15 protein-coding genes and 1 tRNA gene are annotated in these 24,604 nt (G+C 61.4%); 12 read left to right on the forward strand and 4 right to left on the reverse strand.

Translation table 11 applies throughout. The annotated features are described in order from the left end of the window. Positions 1-71: 71 nt before the first annotated feature. The gene (locus ACT4OC_RS01630; protein ID WP_444837256.1) at positions 72-6,113 is read left to right on the forward strand and encodes an AAA domain-containing protein; all 6,042 of its coding nucleotides are present in this window, start codon (positions 72-74) and stop codon (positions 6,111-6,113) included. Then, positions 6,110-7,465: a hypothetical protein gene (locus ACT4OC_RS01635; RefSeq protein ID WP_444837257.1), complete on the forward strand. Its 1,356-nt coding sequence runs from the start codon at positions 6,110-6,112 to the stop codon at positions 7,463-7,465. The genes ACT4OC_RS01630 and ACT4OC_RS01635 overlap by 4 nt, the downstream gene beginning before the upstream one ends. A gap of 270 nt (positions 7,466-7,735) precedes the next feature. Here ACT4OC_RS01635 and ACT4OC_RS01640 read toward each other — a convergent pair whose 3' ends face one another. After that, the gene (locus ACT4OC_RS01640; RefSeq protein ID WP_444837258.1) at positions 7,736-9,031 is read right to left on the reverse strand and encodes a hypothetical protein; all 1,296 of its coding nucleotides are present in this window, start codon (positions 9,029-9,031) and stop codon (positions 7,736-7,738) included. A gap of 122 nt (positions 9,032-9,153) precedes the next feature. On the opposite strand from ACT4OC_RS01640, the gene ACT4OC_RS01645 reads away from it, so the two are divergent. Next, entirely contained in the window at positions 9,154-9,774 is a 621-nt protein-coding gene (locus tag ACT4OC_RS01645) for a hypothetical protein (protein ID WP_444837259.1), read from the forward strand. A 200-nt stretch (positions 9,775-9,974) separates the two neighbouring features. Here the strand turns inward: ACT4OC_RS01645 and ACT4OC_RS01650 are convergent, their stop codons facing one another. Further along, the gene (locus tag ACT4OC_RS01650) at positions 9,975-10,853 is read right to left on the reverse strand and encodes a hypothetical protein (RefSeq protein WP_444837260.1); all 879 of its coding nucleotides are present in this window, start codon (positions 10,851-10,853) and stop codon (positions 9,975-9,977) included. Positions 10,854-10,879: 26 nt separating this feature from the next. Then, a complete protein-coding gene (locus ACT4OC_RS01655) occupies positions 10,880-11,209 on the reverse strand; it encodes a hypothetical protein (RefSeq protein ID WP_444837261.1) in 330 nt (109 codons plus the stop codon). 869 nt (positions 11,210-12,078) lie between these two features. On the opposite strand from ACT4OC_RS01655, the gene ACT4OC_RS01660 reads away from it, so the two are divergent. Beyond that, positions 12,079-13,407, forward strand: coding sequence for a hypothetical protein (locus tag ACT4OC_RS01660; RefSeq protein WP_444837262.1), 1,329 nt, complete (start codon positions 12,079-12,081; stop codon positions 13,405-13,407). A 295-nt stretch (positions 13,408-13,702) separates the two neighbouring features. On the opposite strand, the gene ACT4OC_RS01665 is transcribed toward ACT4OC_RS01660, so the two are convergent. Then, positions 13,703-13,777, reverse strand: a tRNA-Gln gene (locus ACT4OC_RS01665). Between the two features lie 436 nt (positions 13,778-14,213). Here ACT4OC_RS01665 and ACT4OC_RS01670 point away from each other — a divergent pair. From ACT4OC_RS01670 to ACT4OC_RS01705, 8 genes are all read left to right on the forward strand, one after another. Beyond that, entirely contained in the window at positions 14,214-15,992 is a 1,779-nt protein-coding gene (locus ACT4OC_RS01670; protein ID WP_444837263.1) for an acyl-CoA dehydrogenase, read from the forward strand. A gap of 312 nt (positions 15,993-16,304) precedes the next feature. Further along, a complete protein-coding gene (locus ACT4OC_RS01675; RefSeq protein ID WP_444837264.1) occupies positions 16,305-17,066 on the forward strand; it encodes a crotonase/enoyl-CoA hydratase family protein in 762 nt (253 codons plus the stop codon). A gap of 126 nt (positions 17,067-17,192) precedes the next feature. Next, entirely contained in the window at positions 17,193-18,857 is a 1,665-nt protein-coding gene (locus tag ACT4OC_RS01680) for a bifunctional metallophosphatase/5'-nucleotidase (RefSeq protein ID WP_444837265.1), read from the forward strand. 66 nt (positions 18,858-18,923) lie between these two features. Next, complete coding sequence (locus tag ACT4OC_RS01685) at positions 18,924-19,850, forward strand: histone deacetylase family protein (protein WP_444837266.1); 927 nt, start codon at positions 18,924-18,926, stop codon at positions 19,848-19,850. A gap of 76 nt (positions 19,851-19,926) precedes the next feature. Continuing rightward, entirely contained in the window at positions 19,927-20,178 is a 252-nt protein-coding gene (locus tag ACT4OC_RS01690; RefSeq protein WP_444837267.1) for an exodeoxyribonuclease VII small subunit, read from the forward strand. Positions 20,179-20,306: 128 nt separating this feature from the next. Further along, complete coding sequence (locus tag ACT4OC_RS01695; protein ID WP_444837268.1) at positions 20,307-21,629, forward strand: hypothetical protein; 1,323 nt, start codon at positions 20,307-20,309, stop codon at positions 21,627-21,629. Positions 21,630-21,950: 321 nt separating this feature from the next. Further along, positions 21,951-23,876 (forward strand): 1-deoxy-D-xylulose-5-phosphate synthase, encoded by a 1,926-nt coding sequence (dxs, locus tag ACT4OC_RS01700; protein ID WP_444837269.1) that lies wholly within the window; start codon positions 21,951-21,953, stop codon positions 23,874-23,876. 175 nt (positions 23,877-24,051) lie between these two features. Continuing rightward, entirely contained in the window at positions 24,052-24,603 is a 552-nt protein-coding gene (locus tag ACT4OC_RS01705; RefSeq protein ID WP_444837270.1) for a nucleoside 2-deoxyribosyltransferase, read from the forward strand. Position 24,604: the final 1 nt, after the last annotated feature.

Raw genomic sequence — 24,604 nt, forward strand, 5'->3', positions numbered from 1 at the left:
CAGAGGTTGCTCCGAGCCAGCCGACATGCCGGAACGGTCATCAGGGATCTCCCGGGGATCTCATCTGCAGCGTGTGTGGCGAGCCGATCATCGAACCGGGCGAGACACCCTCACCGATCGACACCGAGCCTGGGCCCGAGCCCGAGCCGGAGGCCGAAACAATAGTAGACGGTTGGCGTCTACAGGACCGGATCGTCTCATCGAGCGTCGTCCGCGAGCGCTTCGTCGCCACGCGCGACTCCGACGGACGGCGTGGAATACTCACACTTTACGCACCCGGCTCGGAGCCGGATCAAGCGATCTACGATCTGCTCTCGAAGCTCCCCCGAGATCACGTTTCCGAGCTCTTCGCCACCGGTCGTTGGCAAGACCGTGCCTACGACGTCGCGGAGGAATTCAGCGGCGGCACGTTGGCGGATTTCGCCATCGATCCTGTCGATCAGGCGGCAATAAGGAAGCTGGTCGGCGAGCTCGCGCAGGCCGTTCATGCACTCGCCGAAGCCGGATTGCGGCACAGGGATCTGCGGCCTTCGGTCATCTTCATGCGCTCGAGGGACCCGCTGGACCTCGTCATCGGAGGGTTTGGATCCGCACGACTTTCCGAGTTCGATCTGGACATCGTGTCCCCTCTCGAGACCACCCGTTACATGGCTCCGGAAGCGATCGCCGGTGGCGTCGCTCCGGCTTCCGACTGGTGGAGCGTGGGAATGATCTTGCTGGAAAAGATCACCCAAGGCGCGTGTTTCGAAGGTGTCAACGAACAGGCCTTTCTGATCCACGTTCTCACCAACGGCGTACACCTTCCTGAAAACCTGGACGAACGGATCGACACCTTGCTGCGCGGCCTTCTGGCACGTGACAGACGCCAGCGGTGGCAGTGGACGGAAGTTCAGGCGTGGCTGCAGGGTGAGACGGTATCCGCTCCCGCAGCCGAAACGCCAGGCGTTACCGAGGGCCGCATTTCGATCTCGCTAGGTGATAAGCAATATCGCTCTGCAAACATGTTCGCTTTGGCGGCGGCGGAAGCGGCGAATTGGGAGCAGGCCAAAGCTCTTGTTCTCAGAGGCGCAGTCGCGAGTTGGGCTTCCGAGGCCGGCTTCGAACCGGCAATGTCGGCGGGCCTGCGGCAAATCCTGCGAGCCGAGGATCTTCAGGAGGACTTGAAGCTCTCCATCTCCCTGAAGACGCTTAATGCTTCGATGCCCCTGATCGTCAGAGGCAATATCGTCACGCCGGGTTGGCTGCTCGATCATCCGACCGACGGTTATAGCCTGATCACCGGTCCGGCACCCGACCTGCTTCGGAAGATCGATCCGGACGACTGGCTCTGGCGTCTCAAGGTCCGGTCGGACACAGTTCGAAAGCGACTCGACCAACTGGAAATCGCGGTCGACGAGGATGCCCTGCGCGTCCACCTTCTGTCGACGTCGATGGCCCGCCTAGTCGCTCTCTGGGAGGAAAAGCGAAGGCTTTTTCCTGACACGGACCATGCCGGCGTAGCTGCGCTGACCGAACGCCGCCTTTCGGCCGAAGAAGACCTGGTCATCCTGCTCAGCGCGATGTCGAACCAGTTCCGCTCCGTCGCCGAGGTTATCGAAGAAGCGACAAAGGAAGCGTCGACCGCGGGACTTGGCGATTTTTCGCCCGAGAAAGCTACAGCTCTTCTCGCCCGTCCGCGTCGCGAAATCTACGAGACGATCGACGAGCGTATTCGGAACTTTGCAAGATGCGGCATCAAGGAAGCCGACGAATGGGCGGATCAGTTTCGCCTCGACAGGCGGATGTCCATAGGGCGCGCTCTCGCCCTCCTCTCCGTGCCGGCTGAAAGGTGGAGACCGCTTCCAAAGCAAGGCTACGTATCCACGATCCTGGATTTCTTCGCCAAGCGCATATCGGGTGGGGTCCTACGGGGACCACTGACGCGGATGCTCATCGGCAAATCGGCCCGGATCGATCTCACCGAACTCGACACCTCCAGGGTACCGGCGGCGCAAATTCTCGATCAACTGCTCGGTCGGACGAACCGCATTGTGAATGTCGATCCCGCAGCCTTCGCCGACGACGACGGCTTGGAGCGAAGGTTGCGGTCGCTGCACTCTCACGCGTTGCTCTACAAACGCGACACCGGCATCGATGGCCTGTATATGGGATTTCCATTTCTCATCATGCGCGATAGCCGGCCGACCGCGAGACCGCGGATCGCGCCGGTGCTGCTGTGGCCGATGCGCGTCAATCCCGAAGTGGGAAACCGCGGTCACATCACTCTGGGATTTGGACGCGAAAGAAATCCCGATACAGAGATCGAACACGTCGTCATCAATCCCGCCCTCGAAGGTATTGTAGGTATCCCAGAAGCAAGACGATGGCAGGAAGCGGCGAACGAGCTTCTTACCCATGCAAGCGTGTCCGTCCAGGCGGTAATGGATGCCTTTAGCCGGTTGGCCCAGCCAGCCGGCAATGAACTGGTAGCTCTTCCTGGCAAGGACGTCACAGTGGGCTCGCAAGAGCGCCAGCTCGTGCCGGCGGCCGTGCTCTTCCATCTGGCGTTCATGGGGCAAGCGGTAATGAAAGACCTCGAGACGCTCCGAGGGTCACCGCCGACGGCGACGGCGCTCGAGGCCGCACTGCGTCTGAACGAACAGCAGGTGACGCCTTCATCGCCGCAAGTGAAGGAGGTCGACCGATACTTCACTGCCGACAGCGATCCTTCACAGGAGGCGGCCGTGATCGAAGCGCGTCAGGCTCCGGGGTTGGTGATCGAAGGACCGCCCGGCACGGGCAAGAGCCAGACGATTGTCAATATGGTGGCGGACGCCATCGGCACAGGAAAATCACTCCTCGTCGTTTGCCAGAAGCAAGCCGCGCTCGAAGTCGTGCGGAAGCGTTTAGAGAAGGAACGTCTGGCGGATCGCTTCGTCATGATCACCGACGTCAATCGCGATCGCGAGCCGACCGTCAGTGCGGTCCGTTCGCAGGTGCAAGCATTGCACAACCTGCCTCCCGGAAGGACCCCGGCCTGGAAGCGAGAACGCGAGCGACTGGCGGTGCGCATCGAGACGCTGGAGGCAGAGCTGGATCGCCGCCAAACTGCGCTTCACTCCGTGGACGATCGGACGGGATTGTCATATCGGGCGCTACTGGGCGAGCTATTGGAACTCGAAGAAGGCAGTCCGAAGCCCATCGATGTTCCTGAACTCCGACCTTTACTTTCGGATCTGCATCCCACAGACGTCGTGAGCATCGAAGAGAATTGCGGCCCATTGGCGAAATTCTGGCTGCCGGCCAAATTCGAGGACAATCCCCTTTCCGCTCTCAAGCCGTTCAACCCCGATCGCGGAACGGCAGCCGCCCTCGCCTTGCATCTGCAAGGGTTTTTGGAGGTGGACGCACGGCGCGAAGCGACCGATGTGGAGACATCGGATTGCCTGAAAATATCGGATTCGATGGCCTTGCAGACGTGGCTCATCGAAGCGGACGATCTGCGCTTTATTAGCGCTTCTGTATGCTCGAATCTCGCTCGATTGCGTCCGCTGTTCCGGAGCGCGGATGGCGGGGCTTCGCAAGCTATGCACGTGCTCGACGGGTTACTACAGATCAAAGAGATATTCTCGTCGCTCGACGGTCCATCCTACAAACCGAACTTTTCCTCAAAGCTCGTCGGTTTGAACGGGGAAGAGTTGCGGTCCATCGCGGAACTCGCGGACCGAGTTCGTTCGCCGGGAAGCGGCCTACGATGGATGAACCCGCTACATTGGATGCGAAAGCGCCGTGTGCAAGGCTTCCTTTCATCATTGCAGCTCCCGCAAGATATCCATGGAGTCAGCTCGCTTTATTACGCGGCCGAGCTTGAGCTGGCCGTGCGCGGACCGAGACGCGAACTGGCGGAATACTTTATGATCCTTTTCGGCCGAGCCCCCAATCTTGATGTGTCGCCTGGAAAGCTCGCCGATTTCGCCGAAAGCATTCATTCGTTTCTCGCCGGACTAAGCGGTCACAATTCGCTCATCGATCGGTGTCCGAGCCTGGCCGATCTCGAAAGAGCCGTCGCGACCGGAAGAATCGAAGAACTCGCCTCATTCTTTGAACGAGGCGATCGAGCGCTCCGAAGGCATGAGGCGAGAGAGGAAAGCCGCGCCTCGCTGAACCGGCTCAGGACCTACTTCGACGAACTCTGGCTCGGATCGAGACGCTCGGCGATAGAGAATGGACGCTCGAACGCGAGCGCCGTTGCCCAGATCGTGCAGGCCTTACCGATGCTCACCAACTACCAGGAATTCCGGCTTCGATCCGCGCGCCTCGACGACAAGGAGCGTGCCATCTTCACCATTCTCAGGTCCAGGGAATCCGAGTTGTCGAACTTACCGACTGACGACCTAGATTCCTGTATTCGCGCCACGATAGGGCGCGAGGCTCGTCTGGAATGGAAAGCGTCAATGGAATACCAAAATCCAGACGTACTGTTCGACGGCAATGAGGTCGAGACGAAGGTAAAGTCACTGGCGGAAGCCGACACGCAGATCCGGCACTACAACAGAGAGCTTCTCGTCCAAGGTATAGATGCCGGAAAAGTGCGTCCGACATCCGAATGGGATGCGATCACAAGACTGCGCGGCCCGAGAGCACTGCGATTGCGCGAATTCATCGATCGCTCCGTTCCGCTCGGTCTCCTCGCTCTCCGCCCGGTCTGGCTGATGACGCCGGACGTCGCCAGCCGCGTGCTGCAACCTCGAGCCGGGCTCTTCGATACCGTCATTTTCGACGAGGCTTCACAGATGCCGGTGGAATATGCCCTGCCATCCCTGTTCCGGAGCAAGCTTGTCGTCGTCAGCGGCGACGAAAAGCAGATGCCACCAACCTCCTTCTTCGCGAGCAAGGTCGAAAACGACGAAGCGGCGATCTTCGACGGTGAAGAACCCGAAGAAGGGGCGACAGAAGAGGAGCGCGAGGCGTTCGCCGAGACCTGGAATCGACGTGAGATTAAGGATTGTCCCGACCTTCTTCAGCTTGCCCGTTCGGTGCTCCGGACCCGTACTCTGCAGGTTCATTACCGATCGAAGTATCGGGAGCTCATTTCCTTCTCGAACGCATCGTTCTACGCCAATGGCCTCAGCGTCCCCGTACGCCATCCCGAAGAAACCATTCGAAAGCTCAAGCCCATCGAAGTGGTCCGTTCGGAGGGCACGTACAAGAGCCAGACGAACCAGAAGGAAGCGGCCGATGTCGTGGAATACCTCTCCGAGCTTTGGGATGATCCTTCACCTCCATCGATCGGGGTCGTTACGTTCAACCGCAAGCAGGCCGATGCCATCGAAGATGCTTTGGAAGATCGTGCCGAGAACGATGAGGCATTTCGCGACGCATTGATGCGCGAGCGCGAGCGTACCGAGAATGGCGAGGATATGGGCTTCTTCGTCAAGAACGTGGAGAACGTGCAAGGCGACGAGCGTGACGTCATCGTCTTCTCGACGACATTCGGTCGCAACGAGCATGGCACTTTCCGCAAGAGCTTCGGCGCGCTGGGGCACGCAGGCGGCGAACGGCGCCTAAACGTCGCTGTAACGCGTGCCCGAGAGAAGGTGGTCATCGTCACGTCCATGCCGATATCAGAGATATCGGATTTATTGACGAGACGGAGCGGTCCCAGGGTTCCACGCGACTATCTGCAAGGCTACCTCGAATATGCCAGGACCGTCTCCGATGGCTTAGGACAGTCGGGCAAGACTCTCTTGGAGAGGATGGTGACTGAACAGCATGCCCATCACGAAGAGGGCAATCACGAGGACGACGGTTTCACCAAATCCGTCGAAGCCTTCCTGGAGGCGAATGGCTGGAAGCCCAGCAGGGCCCGCGACGGCGGCGCATTCAGCATCGATTTTGCGGTGACCGATCCCCGGACCGGTCTCTACGCGATAGGCGTGGAATGCGATGCACCACGCCATCGATTGCTGGAGAGGGCTCGCGCCCGCGAGATCTGGCGTCCCAAGGTGTTGGGAAGAGCCGTCCCTTACGTGCACCGGGTTTCGTCGTATGCTTGGACTCACGCCGGAGACGCTGAACGACTGCGGCTCAAGAATGCCGTAGAAAACGCGCTCCGTGGGGGAGAATTGCAATGAGCGGACCCAAAGCATTCAGGATCGTTACCCGCGCCGAAATCATCGCCATCTGTCGTCGCAGTCTCGCCCGGCTCGACGCCGCGATAGAAACCTGGGCTTCCGCCGGTAGACGCAATGGGACGATCGAGCAGCAGGACATCGAAAAGGTCACAGCGCGACGGGACGAGCTTCGTCGCTTGCTCGACGCCGACCGCTTCGTCGAATTACAGAAACAAGTCGCGGGCGAGATCGCCTTCCTCCAAGCGGACTCCGAACGCCGGGTCGAAAGGGCCGCCGAAATCGTGGCCCGCTCGAAGCGCGATTTAAGACGTTCCAAAACCGCAGCCGAGGCGTTGCTGCATAGATTGCATGTTCTGAAAGTCGATATACCCGCCGATATCCGAAGCGAGCTCAGTGGATCGACCGCATCTTCAGAGCGCCTGGAAGCGGCCATGGCCAAGGCGCTGATGTTGCTTCCTTCTCAGGAGGCACCAGATGCCACGACAGATCGGCAACGGCAGCTTGCCGCCAAGCTCAGCGCTGGGGAGCGCCGCGAAACGTTGCAAGAGTGGCTCTTCCGACAACCGCGGGAGATGGAGGATCCGGCCTTGGCGCGCGTCGATGCCCTTCTCGGCGAGCTGCGCGGGCTTGGGATCGATTCCGGCCCATTTTCGGCCCACGTTGCGGCTCTGGAAGCAGAGCCACCGGCGAGAAGATCGCTAATCGCGGATAGTCTTCTGTTGGACCTGGCTACGGCCGTCAAGGATGGCCGAGCCCGTACACGACTGGTGAACCAGCTTCGCGAGCGACGCGCTGAACTCTCGGAGATGAAGTCACCGGAGGCGGCATCGCTGCTGGCCGAAATCGATAGTGCGCTTGCGATACCTTCGGCCAGTGACGAGCAAGAACTCGTCAAGCGAGCCGACTTTCTCATTGAGGAAGAATTCAAGGCGATGGCGGCCGAAGAGCGCAGGCGTGCTGTGCTCGAGGGACTCGCCAGCCTAGGGTACGAGGTGTCCGAGGGAATGGCGACCGCTTGGGTACAGAACGGTAAGATCGTTCTGCGTAAAGCAGCCAATCCTGGCTATGGAGTGGAGCTTTCGGGCGGATCGAAATCGGATCTTCTCCAGGTTAGGGCCGTGGGCATTGGCAGTTCGGCCGAACCTCGTGATGCCAACCGTGACCGGGACATGGAAACGATTTGGTGCGGCGAGTTCGATCGGCTGAAGGGATTGGTCGCAAAAGCAGGTGGAAATGTTTCGATCGAGTCCGCTCGACCTGTTGGCCAGTTCCCTCTAAAGATCGTGTCAGATCCGGGTGCAAGCCATGAGGCGGTGGTGGTCGAAAGATCACATCGATCACTACCTTACTAGCCAGCTTTGACTAGGCCGCTGGGTCGATGGATCGCGATTCGCACAAAACTTGTGCGGGCCCGGCCACACTGACAGCGAGGGGCTTGTCGTCGGCCGCACCAGTTTCGCACCAGAAACGACCTCATCAAAGCGTAACGAACGCGATCGAACTCAAACGAAAATGCAGCAAAATCAACGAAGGCGATCGATAGTCTGCCGCTCATAACGGTCTGGTTGCAGGTTCAAGCCCCGCGCAGCGCTCCATCCAAACCCTGATACTCCTTTACTGTGCTATTTCAGGCGGCATTTCTCCTTCGCCTCCTCATCATCCCGATCTATGGGGAGCTGGCAATCCAATCTGTTTGCAAGTGAGCGAAGTTTCTTATTCAGTTCGGGTAAGGACCCGGTCTTTCGTCCTGCATGGGCAGCAATGAACGCCGGATACAACGGAGCGTCAGGAACTTGGAAACCGCCGCGAGCAGGCAACAAATACCGCGATGGATAAGGCCATTCAGGGGTGAGAATGGACAAGTACACGTCCTGTGAAACAAGACGCCGAATAAACTTCAGTGCCAACTCTTTCTTCAATCCAGACAATCTTGCGTCGATTGCCAAGGCATCGACCCAACCAACACCGGCCTCCGGGGCAGAAACGCGAAAGCTCGGCAACGCGCGCACGGCAATTTCATCTTCTGGGACACACCCTGAGGAAGAGAGGCAATCGTCCACGAACTCACGCAATCCATAGTGAATAGACTCAGAATAGCCAACGAATGCAGAGGCCTGCCCCCGTACGAATGCCCGCGCGTAGAATCCTACCTTGTCATGCAGCTTGTCGCTTCGGCAGTAGCCAATGGGACACATGGCGAGCATATCCTGTAGACGATCAACCGCATCAGCGTTGATAGGTTCACCTTCCACGATATGCCTTTGGGCACCATCCACTCCGACAATCGAGACAAGCGAGGTGAAATACCATTCACCAATTGTCGATTTGCCTTTTAGATCCACAAAAAGAGATTGACCGCGGCGGTGCAATAACGTCCTGAGTTCGCCCCATGTCTTGACCTCTGCTAGTTCAGTATCCGTTTTGCGGTAGAACAGAAAGTTGCCGCACATCCAATGAGGCACGGCAAAGGTCTGACCGTTACGTGTGACCGCCTCTATACTTTCACGCAGGAAATCGTTGAACGGCAACTCTATGGCCGCGATCTTGCCTCGGGCAATAAAATCCGAAAGCAGAATGGTATCTATTTCATAGATATCTGCATCGACGTAGAGAAATCCTTCCTGCTTGGTGGGGTCATCATTGTAATATTTGTCAGTCGCGTTACTCGACGAAACGAGCACAACGTTTACACCAGGGTTTTCACACTCGAAGAGCGATTCAATCTTGTGAAAAAGAGCAAGCCGATCAGGTGTATAAGGATAAAGAGCAACGCGCAGGGTCTGCGGGACGGCAGGCTCTTCAGCATTAGGGAGCGTGCAATCGCGGGGGCTTTCGGCCCGCGTTAACGAAGGAAGCATGAAAAAAAGTAAGCCAACAAATAAAACGCAGTTGGCAAGAGCGCTCGCTACAATCCTCATAATATACCTGCCACCGCAGTGGACGTCACAGTGTTGCAACTTTCGGTTTATTCTGTCAAGCTGAGCGCGTGGCCGGCACATCGGAATTGTTTACACGTCGAGAGGGGAGCCCTCGAAAATCGATGAAACAACTCCTGTTGATCTGCCTGTCTGCGCTCTGGACATCGTCAGCATTTGCCGACGGCTCGGCCGAAATAATCTACAAGGACTGCCGAAGTCGCGACAAGGTAGCGCAGTGTTTTGTAGAGAGAGTTCTAGAAGTTTGCTCCCCGCGAGATTTGTCATGCTCAACCGCAATTGGCGAGCAGGTTTCGAAGCTTATTCATCAATGTGTATCTGAGGAGCTGAGGAAACCGCTTCCCGGAGCGACCGGCGCTTGGCACATTCAGGGGACGACTGTCAGCGGCGGAAATTTTGCAGCTCTGCTCAGGCTGTCTTTCATCATCGGAAATCCCTATGTGCCATTCCATAGCTTGATAATTTCGGTCTTTGCCGATCGAGGCCATGTGCTGGTTGATGGCAAGCGCGTTGAGCTGCACTCCGGACCGACACATCTGCTAGACCAGCCTCGAACTCCGAAGCGGCCGAGCCTCATTGCGCAGATCGAACCGGCTAAGATAGTTTCAATACAAGCGCATGATAGCGATAAGTACATTGATGTCGCGTCCGCGGGATTCGTGACCGCGTATCTCGCGCTAGAAAGAGCTCACGAAAGTTGCGGCTTTGCTATCGAAGGAAAATAATTTTTGAAGCGTTCGACGGATACTTCTCGACGGCTCGGCGACCTAGCTTGTATTACTCGGCGCAGCTGATAAATCATCTCCCTTTCTTTACCTTCTGCTCTTGGTTGCCGCGTTTGGACGCGTAGACGACATATTCGGCCTGCGTCGCCCTAAGCAGAAAGAACGTGCGGTAGATCGTCCCCGCACTGTGCAGTCTGCCGCTACGTGGCGCACGAAGCGGACAGGAGGTAATCCACGTTGCCAGCCACAATCGCTGAAAAATCTACATCCATGGAGCCGCCGCCAAGCATAGGTGCGGTTCCCGACATGTTGTAATTCACGCCCGGAATTTTCCGGCCGGCCTCATTGATCGCGTCAATCGAGCGTTTCATGCCATGGAGAGCCTTGCAGAGCATGGCCGCTTCAAAGCCGGGACGACATTGCGCTAGCCGAAAGCAAGCAGCGACCTTGCCGTAGGCATCGTCGGCCCGTGCGGCAGCGCTGGCAAGAACGCTATTGGCGCGCTTAAGACGGCCCGTTCCGGCGAGATCTGCGAGCTGCTGGCTGATCTGCTCGCCGTTCAAGCGCTGCCGCGCGAGCCTGCTAACAAGGTCATCAAGTTCGGCCTTGCTCATTGGCGGTCGTAGCTCGGCCGCCGCTTCGGCCACTATTTGCGCGCCATTAGACAAGGTATTGATTGCGCTCATGTAGTCGGAGTTGGGAGGAGCGAGAATCTCCCGTGTCAGGTTATCGGCGCGGATCATCTGCTGGTAGACATCGTAAGCCGCCTTAATGCCGACCATCGCAACGGTACCGCAGAGGGCAAGGAAACCGACAAAGATGAAGGTGTGGATTCGCATCCGTAGGTATTGTTCGCCGGTAAGCCCCCGCGGAACATCTACGCGTCCTATTTCGGCTTTGATCGCGGCGAGCCGGTCACCTTCAGGGAGTAGCTCGATGCGCTTCATCAGTTCGCGAAAGCGGTTCACGCGATACGCAATGATGGCCCAAGCGACGAGGGTTGCGAGGTAGGCGATTAGCGCCAGAGGACTTGCGGCTGCGCTAGGGATCGCCCTTATAAACGCTAAAATGACGTCCATTTTGAAGACCTCGTGGCCAAAGCCCACTAACGCGGTCGCACGGCCTCCTGCGCCGTCCAGTAACAGCTAGCGCGTTCTGATTCCTTTATGCATATCCATCGACCCCGCGTCTCGCCGACCGACAAAATTTCATTGCTCCGAAGAAAGATGCATTCGCGGGTAGCACCCGTCTCGAAATAGAGGCGCTTATAGCCTTGGTCGTTATCATTGCGCTCGAATTCCTCAAACTTTTCGACGGTCGCGGGGTCTTTGCACGCTGCATAGGCTTTAGTTACGATCACTTCGGCGGCGCGAGCTGGGCCATGGCAGACCAGCGCGGACGTCAAAACAGCTATGGAAGCTGTAAGCCGGTGCATGACGCTTCTCCGTTTGGCTGGCGCTACACTAGCACACGGTCAGGTGGTAGTGCATCGATTTCCACAACGACCCGGGCTGAAGGTTGTATGCGGCGCGCGCCCTTCTTAGGTCATTGCGACTAGTTTTGAACCGTTCATCCCGCACTGACAGCGCGCTGGGCAGGCGAAAATCAGGTCACTATCTGCCCATTGACGATTCCCGCTCATCGGCGACATCCAAGGCGTCAGCACTCGCCGAGATCGTAACCACATCGCTTCCCAACAACGAGCAGCTCCGGCTGCACATGGGAAAGCTCGGTTCGACAAACTCCTGCTGCGGCTAGCCAAGCAGCCCCTGCCATGGAAAGCTCTTGATTCCTGACGATCGCCCGCTCGCGTCAGCTTAGGCCTAGTCTTGATTTTTATGGTGGGCGCACCAGGGTGCGAACCTGGCCCCCAAAGCGGAACGATGCGGAAGCGCGGGCCGAGCTTATGAGCTTCTCCCCTCCCAGCGGCGCTCCGCCCAACGCATCCCTTTTGTACGATCTACTACCTTCTTGCGCGATCTCGCTACTGTCGCGGTTTCAGGCGTCGGCGGCGATCTGCATGATGCTTCAGCAGCATACGACTGGAAGCCGATTTCTTAGACGGGTTGCGATGCCACGTTTTGCCGTAATTCCTGCTGGTTCTTGGCCACGTCGTATGCCAGCTGCAGTCGCAGCAGGCTATTGCGGAGAGCCGACTGTCGAAGCCTTTCTCAAACGAGTCGGGACGGAGTATCCTCGACCACGTGTGAAGGAAGGGAGGCGTCAGCTGTGGTTGAGAGACGATCTGGACCGAGCTATTGCCCCGGACATCGTGCCGGGCGACCTCGCCGAGGATTTGTGACGTTGGAGCGCCCGCTTCCACGCTTCGTGGAGGTGCGTCGGCTTGCCGGCGGTTCGGTCGCGTTCTACTTCCGGATCCCGACCCATTACCGCAAGCTCGGCTGCGAGATGGCGAATGAGCCACTTGGGACGAGCTACGGAGTCGCATGCGGCGATGACGGAAAAGGCGGACGCGCCGCCACACTCAATGCCTTGTTCGATCAGTGGAACGATCAGCGCAGAGGAGAGCCGGGCGAGCAGGGAAAGATTGCGCGCTATGGCACAATCGATTGGCTGTTCCGGCAATACAAGACGGAGAAGGCCTATACCGAGAAAGTCTCTCCAAGGTCACGCCCTGACTACGAGCGGATCATGCAGATGATCTGCGATACCGTCGGTAAGAGCGGACGGCGGATCGGCGAACGGCAGATCATGGAAGTCACGCCACGGGCCGCTGACAAGATCTACGACAAGATCATCAACGGGCCGAACGGACTCAGGCTGCGGCAGGGCGAGAAAGTGGTCGGCCTCTGTCGCAAGGTCTGGCGGATCATGCGTCGGCTGCACCCGGAGCTGTTCGATAAGAAACACCCGAACCCCTGGGACGACTTCACCCTCAAGAGCCGCACCAAGACCAAGAAGCACGCGGTCACCCGCGAGGAGGTCTATAAATTTGCGTGGGGCTGCATTAAGGAAGGCCGGCCTGAACCCGCGGCCGTCGCAGTGATCTGCTTTGAGTGGCTGCAACGGCCCGAGAATGTGGTGGCCGGTTTTCTGACTTGGCCCGACTATCGCAGCAAGAATTGGCCACACGCCGTGCGCATCGAGCACCATAAGAACAAGGCGTTGGTCTGGCATCCGCTAGAAGAGACTCTCGACGGCGAGACCGTCAAGTTTTATGCCGAAGCAGAGGACGTCTTGAGCCATCTGCCCAAGCTTGGCGTCCCGATGATCATGCGTCGGATCGAAAGGGGTGAGCGCAAGGGCCACGCCAAAGTGTGGTCCTACCCCGGCATGGAAAAAGTGGTGCAGCAGATGCGCAAGAAGATCGACGGCGTGTCAAAGCTGTTCACGCTTGATGCCTGTCGACACGGCGGCATGACCGAGCTTGAGGAAGCCGAACTGACGGACGGCCAGGGTCGTGCGCTCTCCGGACACAAGACCGCACAGGCCTATCGCGGCTATGCCAAGGAAACGATGATGCGAGCGTTGGCTGCGACCCGTAAGCGACATGCACATCTCTTGGCGCAGAAGGAACTCGATCAGCAGAATGCTGATGGAGCAGCATCAGCTCGAGACGAAATTCAGCAGATCTCCCCAACGTCGAAGACTAGCGTCGGATCGCAAAGATAGACTTTGCGCTTCGTTGAACGCTGCAAAGGGTCGACGGCCTCTCGCGGCTGGCGATCCCGCACGCGACGACGTCAATGGCAACGATCGAAAGTTTGCAACCCGCAGGCAGCGCTCACGCGCTCAATTCGCATTTTTGATGAATTGAGCGTGTTCAACCTGCGACGTCCTCCGTCGGCCTTCGACCAAACGAAACCAGCACAGAATTTCCAAATGCGGGGCAAACTGAATTTCCAAATGCGCTGGAAATTCCGCCTCGAGTAAGGCTATTTATTTAACAAAATCAGTGCGTTGGCGCTGGCTGGGGCGGGAGGGATCGAACCTCCGAATGGCGGAATCAAAATCCGCTGCCTTACCGCTAGGCTACGCCCCAATGGGCCGGTCGGGTGTCGCGCGGGGGCTGCCGGCGCGAACGCCCGTTGGCCACGTGGGTCTATAGGGGGAGGACGGGCAATTCAACCCGGCTTCGCCCAAGGGGGCTACGCCGGGCGCGGCCCAGTAGCGAGGCATAATATAGGCTCGTCATGGCCGGGCTTGACCTGGCTTGACCCGGCCATCCACGTATCTTTGCTCCAATCCAGCAAGAAAGGCGTGGATGCCCGGGACAAGCCTGGACAAGCCCGGGCATGACGAGGGGAGAGAGCGGGGCCAGACCTACCCTCCCGCCTCCGGCCGAAACCCACTGGTCCCGGAACCGTAGTCTTCCCTGCCGCCCCACCCCGCCCATTGAGACCCCGGCGGTTTCGTGATACGGCGGCGTATCGTCTATCATCTCCAATCCAGTCCGAGCCCAGTTGCGAGCACGCACCATGACCTATACCGCGCCGATCGCCGACATCCTGCTTTCGCTTAACCATGGCGCGGGGCTGAAGGCCGCGGTGGAGGCCGGGCATTACGGGGATTTCGACGGCGACATCACCGCGGCGGTGCTGGAGGAAGCGGGGAAATTCGCCAGCGATGTGCTGGCGCCGCTCAACCGCGTGGGAGACGAGCACGGCATCAAGCTCGACAAGGGCATGGTGACGACCGCGCCGGGCTGGCCGGATGCCTACAGGCAGTGGGCGGGCGCGGGATGGAACGCGGTGTCGGGGCCCGAAGAATTCGGCGGGCAAGGGCTGCCGCTCGCGATCAACGCAGCGTGCACGGAAATCTGGTCGGCGTCGAACATCGCCTTCGGGCTGTGCCCGCTGCTGACGCTCGGGGCCATCGAGGCGCTCGATGCGCATGGCTCGGCGGAGCTGAAGCAGATCTATCTCGCAAAACTCGTGTCCGGCGAATGGACCGGCACCATGCAGCTCACCGAGCCCGGCGCCGGCAGCGACGTCGGCGCCCTGCGCACCCGCGCCGAGCGCGCCGGCGACGGCAGCTATCGCCTCAAGGGGACCAAGATCTTCATCACCTATGGCGAGCACGACATGACCGACAACATCGTGCATTTCGTGCTGGCGCGGCTGCCCGATGCGCCGGCGGGGACGCGGGGGATCTCGCTGTTCCTGGTGCCGAAGTTCCTGGTCAATGCCGACGGCTCGCCGGGGCAGCGCAACGACATCTATGCTTCCGGCGTCGAGCACAAGCTCGGCATCCACGCCTCGCCTACCTGCACCATGACCATGGGCGATGCGGGCGGCGCGGTGGGCTTCCTGATCGGCGAGGAAAACAAGGGTATGGCCTGCATGTTCACCATGATGAACCAGGCGCGCCTCGGCGTGGGCCTCGAAGGCGTCGGCATTGCCGACCGCGCCTTCCAGCAGGCCCTTGGCTTTGCGCAGGAGCGCAAGCAGGGGCGCGCTTTGGGGAAGCAGGGTGACGGATTGGACGCGATCATCGTGCATCCGGACGTCAAGCGCATGCTGATGCAGATGAAGAGCATGACGCATGCGGCGCGCTCGATCTGCTATGCCACTGCGGTGGCGCTCGATGTGGCGCAGCGGGCGAAGGACACCGGGGTGCGCGAGGATGCCGCCGCGCGCGGCGCGCTGCTGACGCCGATCGCAAAGGCGTTCTCCACCGACATCGGCAACGAGGTCGCCTATCTCGGCGTGCAGGTGCATGGCGGCATGGGCTTCATCGAGGAAACGGGCGCGGCGCAGCACGCGCGCGATGCGCGCATTACCACGATCTACGAGGGCACCAACGGCATCCAGTCGATCGACCTCGTCACGCGCAAGCTCGGCGCCAATGGCGGGGAAAGCGTGTGGAAGCTGCTCGGCGAGCTGGAGACGATCGTCAAACAGGTGGAGACGTCGAACGATCCGGCGTTCGGCACCACGGGCGCGAAACTGCGCGATGCGCTGGCTGCGCTGGAGCGGACCAGCAAGTGGCTGCTGGAGCGGCTTTCGTCCGCGCCGAACGATGCGCTGGCCGGCGCGACGCCTTATTTGCGGCAGTTCGGCGTGACGCTGGGCGGCTGCATGCTCGCCGGCGAAGCGCTGGCGGCGAAGGGCCATGGCGAGGGCGAGCCGCAGCGTTATGTGGCGCTGGCGCGGTTCTTCGCCGAGAACATCGCGGTCGCCGCGCCTTCGCTGGAGAAGACGGTGACGGACTCGGCCGACGCTGTCAACGGCGCGGACGCGGTGCTGCTCGGGTGATGCCGTAGGGTGGGTTAGCCGGGCCACTTCCGCTCAACGTGCTACAAGCACAGGCGAAAGGCGTAACCCACCATTCACGCACCGGCGGTGGGTTACGCCTTCCACCTCGCTTGTGGAGCGTTCGGCGCGTGTGGTCCGGCTAACCCACCCCACGACACCGTCACCCGCGCGGCATCATCGCGCATCGGCATCGCGATTCTGTTCATGGCGTTCCCCGCGAAAAAGCCTGCGCGGGCGCTTGGGCCGGCGCCGACATCATGCAAGGATATCGCCGATGACTCGCTGGCCTCGGCGGGTTTTAAGGAAACATCCATGACCGAGCACCTGATTGTCGCCGACGAGCACCACGCGCGCATCGTCACCATGCGGCGGCCGGAGAAGAAGAACGCGATCACGCAGGACATGTACCGCGCGATGAGCCATGCCATCGACTCCGCGCAGGACGACCCTGACATCCGCTGCTTCATCATCACCGGCGGTTCCGGCGTGTTCACCGCCGGCAACGATCTCGACGATTTCCTCAAAGCGGGCACGGCGAATGCCGACACGCCGCGGGCCTCGAACGCGCAGAAGTTCCTGTATTCGCTGGCGCAGAACACCAAGCCGATCATCGCCGCCGTCGATGGCGTTGCCATCGGCATCGGCACCACCATGCTGTTCCACTGCGACTATGTGCTGGCGAGCAAGACCGCGACTTTCGCCACGCCCTTCATCCATCTCGGCCTGGTGCCGGAGGCCGCCTCCAGCCTACTGATGCCGCGCACCATGGGCCACCAGCGCGCCTTTGCGACGCTGGTGATGGGCCGCACCATGCAGGCCGACGAGGCGCGCGAGGCAGGTTTCGTCAACGAGGTGGTCGCGCCCGGCCAGACCGAGGCCGAGGCGCGCAAGGTGGCGCGCGAGATCTGCGCGCTGCCGGCCGAGGCGGTGGCGATCTCGCGCAAGCTGTTGAAACTGCCGACCGAGGACATGACGCGCCGCATCGACCAGGAGAGCCATCTGTTCGGCGAGCGCATGCGAAGCAAGGAAGCGGTGGCCGCCTTCCAGGCGTTCTTTGCGCGGAAGAAGGGGTGAGGCACGCTCTTCTCCCCACCGTCATTGCGAGCGCAGCGAAGCAATCCATCGCGCCGCATCAAGAAAGAATGGATTGCTTCGTCGCTGCGCTCCTCGCAATGACGCGGAAATAGCAAGCCACCTATCATGAGATCGCTTCTTCGCTCCATCATTGCCTGTGCGACGATTGCCCTCGCCGCCGCGCCCGCGCACGCGCAGACCGCGGCCTCAATCGACCTGCGCATCCTCGCGATCAACGATTTCCACGGCTATCTCGAGCCGTTCGCCGGCGGCATCCGCATCGACGATCCCGCCGACCGCACGAAGAAGATCGCCGTGCCGGCCGGCGGCGCCGAGCATATGGCGACGCTGGTCAAAAAGCTGCGCGGGGAGCGCAGGAACTCGATCTTCGTCGCCGCGGGCGATCTGATCGGCGCAAGCCCCTTCCTGTCCGCGCTGTTCCATGACGAGCCGACCATCGAGGCGCTGTCGCTGATGGGGCTCGATGTCGCCGCCGTCGGCAATCACGAGTTCGACGAGGGCGAGGCGGAGCTGGTGCGGATGCAGAACGGCGGCTGTCACCCCGTCGACGGCTGCCGGGGCCCGCATCGCTTCGAAGGCGCCAAATTCCGCTACCTCGCGGCCTCGACGATCGCCAGGGGCACGGGCAAGCCGCTGTTTCCGCCCTACGCGATCCGCGAGTTCGACGGCGTCCCCGTCGGCTTCATCGGGCTGACGCTGAAAGGCACCGAAGGCATCGTCTCGCCGGTCGGCATCGCGAACCTCGAATTCCGCGACGAGGTCGAGACGGTGAATGCGCTGATCCCGGAATTGAAGGCCCGCGGCGCCAAGGCGATCGTGGTGCTGATCCACGAAGGCGGATTTCCCACCGGCGACTATGACGGCTGCGACGGCATCTCCGGCCCGATCGTCGAGATCGTCAGGAAATTCGACAAGGCCGTCGACCTCGTGATCTCCGGCCACACCCACCGCGCCTATCTCTGCGAGATCGACGGACGGCTGGTCACCAGCGCCGACAAATACGGCACGCTGGTCACCGCCATCGACCTCAAGTTCGATCCGGAGACGCGCAACCTCGTCACGATGCGCGGCGAGAACCACATCGTGCGCAGCCAAGCCATCGCGAAGAATCCCGTGCAGACCGCATTGATCCAGACTTACGAGAAGCTTTCGACGCCGATCGCCAGCCGACCGGCCGGCGCCGTCACCGAAACGCTGTCGCGCCTGCCCGACAAGGCCGGCGAGAGCGTGCTCGGCGACATCGTCACCGATGCGCAGCTGGCCGCGACGAAGGCCGAGACGCGAGGCGGCGCCGTCGTCGCCTTCACCAATCCCGGCGGCATCCGCGCCGACATCGTCAAGCGCGACGGTGGCGACGTCACCTTTGCCGACGTCTTCGCCGCGCAGCCGTTCCGCAACCAGCTGGTGACGATGACGCTGACGGGACGACAGATCAAGGATGCGCTGGAGCAGCAATGGGCGGATCCGAAGCGCCCGCGCATCCTGCAGGTATCGAGCGGGTTCAGCTTCGCCTGGGACGGCGGCAAGGGCCACGGCGAGCGCATTATCGCCGAGCGCATGACGCTGAACGGCGCCAGAATCGATCCGGCCGCGCGCTACCGCGTCACCGTGAACAACTATCTCTCCGTCGGCGGCGACGGGTTCACCGTATTCACCGAGGGGACCGACCAACTCACCGGCGTCTACGACGTCGATGCACTATTTCACTACTTCCTCAAGCACAGCCCGATCGGCCCCGCCTCGGGCGGGCGCATCGCCAGAATCGATTGATTTGCAGGGCCGATCTGGCCTACCTACCCTTCCTAAGCCGCCGCCATCGCCCTAGATTGCCTCGAAATGACGCTGTTCCTTACTCACAAGGCCTGCCTCGACCACCTGACGCCGCCCGGCCATCCCGAGCGGCCCGACCGGCTGCGCGCGGTCGAGGCGGTGCTGGCGCAGGACAAGTTCGACGCGCTGGTCCGCGACACGGCGCCGGAAGGCAATCTCGACCTGGTCGCACTCTGCCATGGCGAGCATTACATCACGGAACTGCGCCACGTCGCGCCGACCTCGGGCATGATCTATATCGACGGCGACACCTCGATGTCGCCCGGCACCTGGGAAGCCGTGATGCGCGGCGTCGGCGGCGCGGTATGGGCCACCGATGCCGTGATGGCGGGCAATCATCCCAACGCGTTCGTCGCGGTGCGGCCGCCCGGCCATCATGCCGAGGCGTCGAAGCCGATGGGCTTCTGCTTCTTCGACAATGCGGCGATCGCCGCAAGGCACGCGCAGCGCAAATACGGCATCGCGCGCGCGGCGGTGGTCGATTTCGACGTCCATCACGGCAACGGTACGCAAGACATCTTCTGGGCCGATCCGACCGTGATGTACTGCTCGACGCACCAGATGCCGCTGTTCCCGGGCACCGGCGCCATCGGCGAGCGCGGCGAGCACGACACCATCGTCAACGCGCCGCTCGCCGCCGAAGACGGCAGCGCCAAGTTCCGTTCCGCCTTCGAAAACCTGATCCTGCCGCAACTGACAAAGTTCAGCCCGGAATTGATCATCATTTCCGCGGGCTTCGATGCGCATTATCGCGATCCCCTCGCCTCGCTGAACCTGAAGGCCGAGGATTTCGGCTGGGTCACGAACAAGCTGATGGACCTCGCCGACCGGACCGCCGGCGGCCGCGTCGTCTCCGTGCTGGAAGGCGGCTACGACCTGCAGGGATTGCAGGAATCGGTCGCCGCCCACGTCACCGCATTGATGGGCAGCTAGATCGCCGCCACAATGCAGCAAATTCCTGTCTGATTCCGGGTCGGGCCTTTTGGCCTTTCGCTTTGGGAAACCGCAAATGGCCGATAACAACCAGGTGGACGTCAAGAAGCTGACCTTCGAGCGCGCGATCGAGGAGCTGGAATCGATCGTCAAGCGGCTGGAGGAAGGCAAGGTGCCGCTGGAGGAATCGGTTGCCATCTACGAGCGCGGCGAAGCCTTGAAGCGGCGCTGCGAGGAATTACTGCGCCAGGCCGAGGCCCGCGTCGACAAGATCACCACCGATGCCTCCGGCCAGCCGACCGGGACCGAACCGCTCGACGTGCAATAAGGCGCCGCCCGCGCCGTCCTCATCCGGTCCGCCACCCCTGGCCGTTCCTGCCTCCGCCGCGACCGAAATAGGTCTTTCCGCCCGGCGCGGACTGCTATAGTCCCGCCTTCATTGGGGAACCGACCTTAGTGCGCGTCCAGCACCGCCATATCATCTACATCGGGGGATACGATCCCCGCGGGCTAGCGCAGTACTACCGCATGTTCCGGACCGAGCTGCGCAAGTTCGCACGGCTCTATGGCATTGCCGCCACCACCACCAGGCCGCAGACCGCCGCCAGCGGCGAGATCGCCTCCTGGACCATCGAGACCAAGGCCCAAGACCAGGATCAGGACCAGGATCACGGCTGGCAGACCCGCACCGACTACGACTTCCTGCGCTTCGAGGATTTCATCCAGCGCGATCTGGCGCAGCCGATCTGGAGCACCGTGTTCAACGCGGTGTGGATCTACTGGCGGCTGGTGCTCCGCGGCACCGCCTTCCGCTTCTTCAGGGCGAACTGGCGCTTTTTCACCTTCATCACCTGGCCGCATTTGATCCTGCTCGCCGAAGCCATCTGCTGCGCGGCGATCGCCTTTGCCGTCGAATGGGGGCTCGACGCGCTCGGCGTGCCCAACCTCTTCAGCATCGTGGCTGCCGCCGCGGTGTTCGTCGCGCTGCTCGGTACGTTGCTGAAATACACGGAAAAGCAGACCTACGTTCTTTACCTGCTGGCCGACACGATCTGGACCTGGCAGTTCTCGCACCGCCAGCGCCCGGAATGGGATGAGCGCATCGACCGCTTCGCGCAGCATCTGGTCAAGGTCGCAGCTACGAGCCGCACGGAAGAGATCGTGCTGGTCGGCCACAGCTCGGGATCGTTCCTGGGCGTCGAAATCCTGGCGCGCGCGCTGGAGCTCGATCCTTCGCTCGGCCGCCACGGGCCGCGCGTCGTGCTGCTCACCATCGGCGGCAATTTCCCGATCGTCGGCTTCCATGCCGCCTCGACCGGCTTCCGCAACCATCTGCGCCGGCTCGCGGTCGAGCCCTCGATCGACTGGATCGACTGCCAGGCCCGCAAGGACGTGATGAACTTCTTCCAGTTCGATCCGCTCGCCGCCCACGGCATCGACGCCGGCCCGGCGCGCCGCAACCCGACCATCGTGCCGGTACGGTTCCGCGAGATCATCCTGCCCGAACACTACAAGAGCTTCCGCTGGCAGTTCTTCCGCGTCCACTTCCAGTTCGTGATGGCCAACGAGATCCCGCACCCCTACGACTTCTTCATGATCGCCTGCGGACCGGTGCCGCTGGCCGAACGCATGGCGGTGCCGCAGGCCGCGCTGGCGGTCGCCACCGGCGACCCCACTGCCCGGGAATGGGCCTGGAAACAGCTCGAAAAGGCCCGACCCGGCCCAAATGACGCCGAAGAACTGGGCACCTTGGAACCGACGGCGCGCCGCCGGGGTTAAGGCTGTCACGCGCTTGCGACCCGACCCGAGGCCGATTCGACCGCGGGCGGGTTGGCTTTGCGGGGGGCTTTGGTGTAAAGCTTGCAGTTCTATGGGCTTTTGGGACTGGTGTGCCACCGCATGGGCGCGGCGGCAAGGGCTTCAAAAAGCTCACGAAAATTGACCGGGACGGGTGGAAGTCGCCTTAGGTGATGCAAGTCACATTGAACAATTTGGACTGCCGCTAAGGCTAAGCAATCAGGCTCCTCGCTGCGCGCTGAATGCGCGAAACCCAATTCTCGTCGGATCGTTCGCTCCGACATGCAAAACTGGAATATCGCTGTGACCGCATTTAGCAAGACGCCGCTTCTCGACACCATCAAAACCCCCGACGATCTCCGCAGGCTCAAGATCGAGCAGGTACGCCAGGTCGCCGACGAGCTCCGTCAGGAAACCATCGACGCGGTCTCGGTGACCGGCGGCCATTTCGGCGCCGGGCTCGGCGTGGTCGAGCTGACCACCGCGATCCATTACACCTTCGATACGCCCCGCGACCGCCTGATCTGGGACGTCGGCCACCAGGCCTACCCGCACAAGATCCTGACCGGCCGGCGCGACCGCATCCGCACGCTGCGCACCGGCGGCGGCCTCTCCGGCTTCACCAAGCGCAGCGAGAGCGATTACGACCCGTTCGGCGCGGCGCACTCCTCGACCTCGATCTCCGCAGGCCTTGGCATGGCGGTCGCGCGCGACCTCTCCGGCGGCAAGAACAACGTGATCGCCGTGATCGGCGACGGCGCGATGAGCGCCGGCATGGCCTATGAGGCCATGAACAATGCCGGCGCGATGAACTCGCGGCTGATCGTCATCCTCAACGACAACGACATGTCGATTGCGCCGCCGGTCGGGGCGATGAGCGCGTATCTGTCGCGGCTCTACTCCGGCAAGACCTATCGCACGCTGCGCGAGGCGGCCAAGCAGATCAACAAGCGTCTGCCCAAGATCATCGCCAACCGCGCCAACCGGGTCGAGGAATATTCCCGCGGCTTCATGATGGATGGCGGCACGCTGTTCGAGGAACTCGGCTTCTATTACGTCGGCCCGATCGACGGCCATAACCTCGATCATCTGCTGCCGGTGCTGAAAAACGTCCGCGACATGGAAGAGGGCCCGATCCTGGTCCACGTCGTTACGCAAAAGGGCAAGGGCTACGGCCCGGCGGAGGCTTCCGCCGACAAGTATCACGCAGTCGTCAAGTTCGACGTCGCCACCGGCACCCAGGCCAAGGCCAAGCCGAACGCGCCGGCCTACCAGAACGTGTTCGGCCAGAGCCTCGTCAAGGAAGCCGAAAAGGACAAGACGATCGTCGCCATCACCGCCGCGATGCCTTCCGGCACCGGCGTCGACATCTTCAACAAGGCGTTCCCCGACCGCACTTTCGACGTCGGCATCGCCGAGCAGCATGCGGTGACCTTCGCGGCGGGCCTCGCCAGCGAAGGCTACAAGCCGTTCTGCGCGATCTATTCCACCTTCCTGCAGCGCGGCTACGACCAGGTCGTGCATGACGTCGCGATCCAGTGCCTGCCGGTGCGTTTTGCCATCGACCGCGCCGGCCTCGTCGGCGCCGACGGCGCCACCCATGCAGGTTCCTTCGACAACGCCTATCTCGGCTGCCTGCCGAACTTCGTGATCATGGCCGCTTCCGATGAAGCCGAGCTGGTGCACATGGTGGCGACGCAGGTTGCGATCAACGACCGCCCGAGCGCCGTGCGCTATCCCCGCGGCGAAGGCCGTGGCGTGGAAATGCCCGAGGTCGGCATTCCTCTCGAGATCGGCAAGGGCCGCATCATCCGCGAGGGCAAGAAGGTGGCGCTGCTCTCGTTCGGCACGCGCCTCGCCGAATGCGAGAAGGCGGCCGACGAGCTCGCCGCGCATGGCCTCTCCGCCACCATCGCGGACGCGCGCTTCATGAAGCCGCTCGACGAGGAGATGGTGCTGAAGCTGGCGCGCGACCACGAGATCCTCATCACCATCGAGGAAGGCTCGATCGGCGGCTTCGGCTCGCATGTCATGCAGTACCTCTCCGACAACGGCATGCTCGACGGCGGCCTGCGGATGCGCTCGATGATCCTGCCCGACGTGTTCCTCGACCACGACTCGCCCAACGCGATGTACGGCCGTGCCGGCCTCGACGCCAAGGGCATCGTCGCCAAGGTGTTCGAGACGCTCGGCAAGGATTACAAGGCCGAGAGCGTCAAGCTCGCGTAAGTATCGACGGCTGACCCTTCACCTCTCCCGAAGGGAGAGGTCGGATCGCGCAAGCGATCCGGGTGAGGGGTTCAAGTGCCCATTTGCGACCGCAACCCCTCACCCGGCGCTTTGCGCCGACCTCTCCCTATGGGCCCCTATGGGAGAGGTGTCCGACCTCACTCCAAGGTGATGCATGAAGATCTATCTGGCGGGACCCGACGTGTTCCTGCCGGACGCTCTCGCCATCGGCCAGCGCAAGCAGGACATTTGCAGTCGCCACGGCCTGACCGGCCTCTATCCCCTCGACAATGCGATCGACCTCGCCGCGCGGGATTGCTCGCTGCATATCTTCAAGGGCAACGAAGCGATGATGGATGCGGCGGACGCAATCATCGCCAACCTCACCCCGTTCCGCGGCCCCGGCGCCGATCCCGGCACGGTTTACGAGCTGGGCTACATGATCGGCCGCGGAAAGCCCTGCTTCGCCTATAGCAATGATCCCTCCATCTATGTGGAGCGCGTGGCGCGCTTCACGAAGGTAACGGCGTCCTCCGACAATCGACTGGTCGATCCCGATGGATTGACGGTTGAGGATTTCGGCCTGTCGGATAATCTGATGATGATCCATGCGCTCGACCTGCATGGCCGGCCGCTGTTATTGCCGCGCAAGAGGCCGGACGATATCTGGCACGACCTCACCGCGTTCGAGGAATGCGTGCGCCTCGCAGCAGGAAAGCCGGGCTGAT

This window comes from Bradyrhizobium sp. (assembly GCF_052389815.1).
Lineage (GTDB): Bacteria > Pseudomonadota > Alphaproteobacteria > Rhizobiales > Xanthobacteraceae > Bradyrhizobium.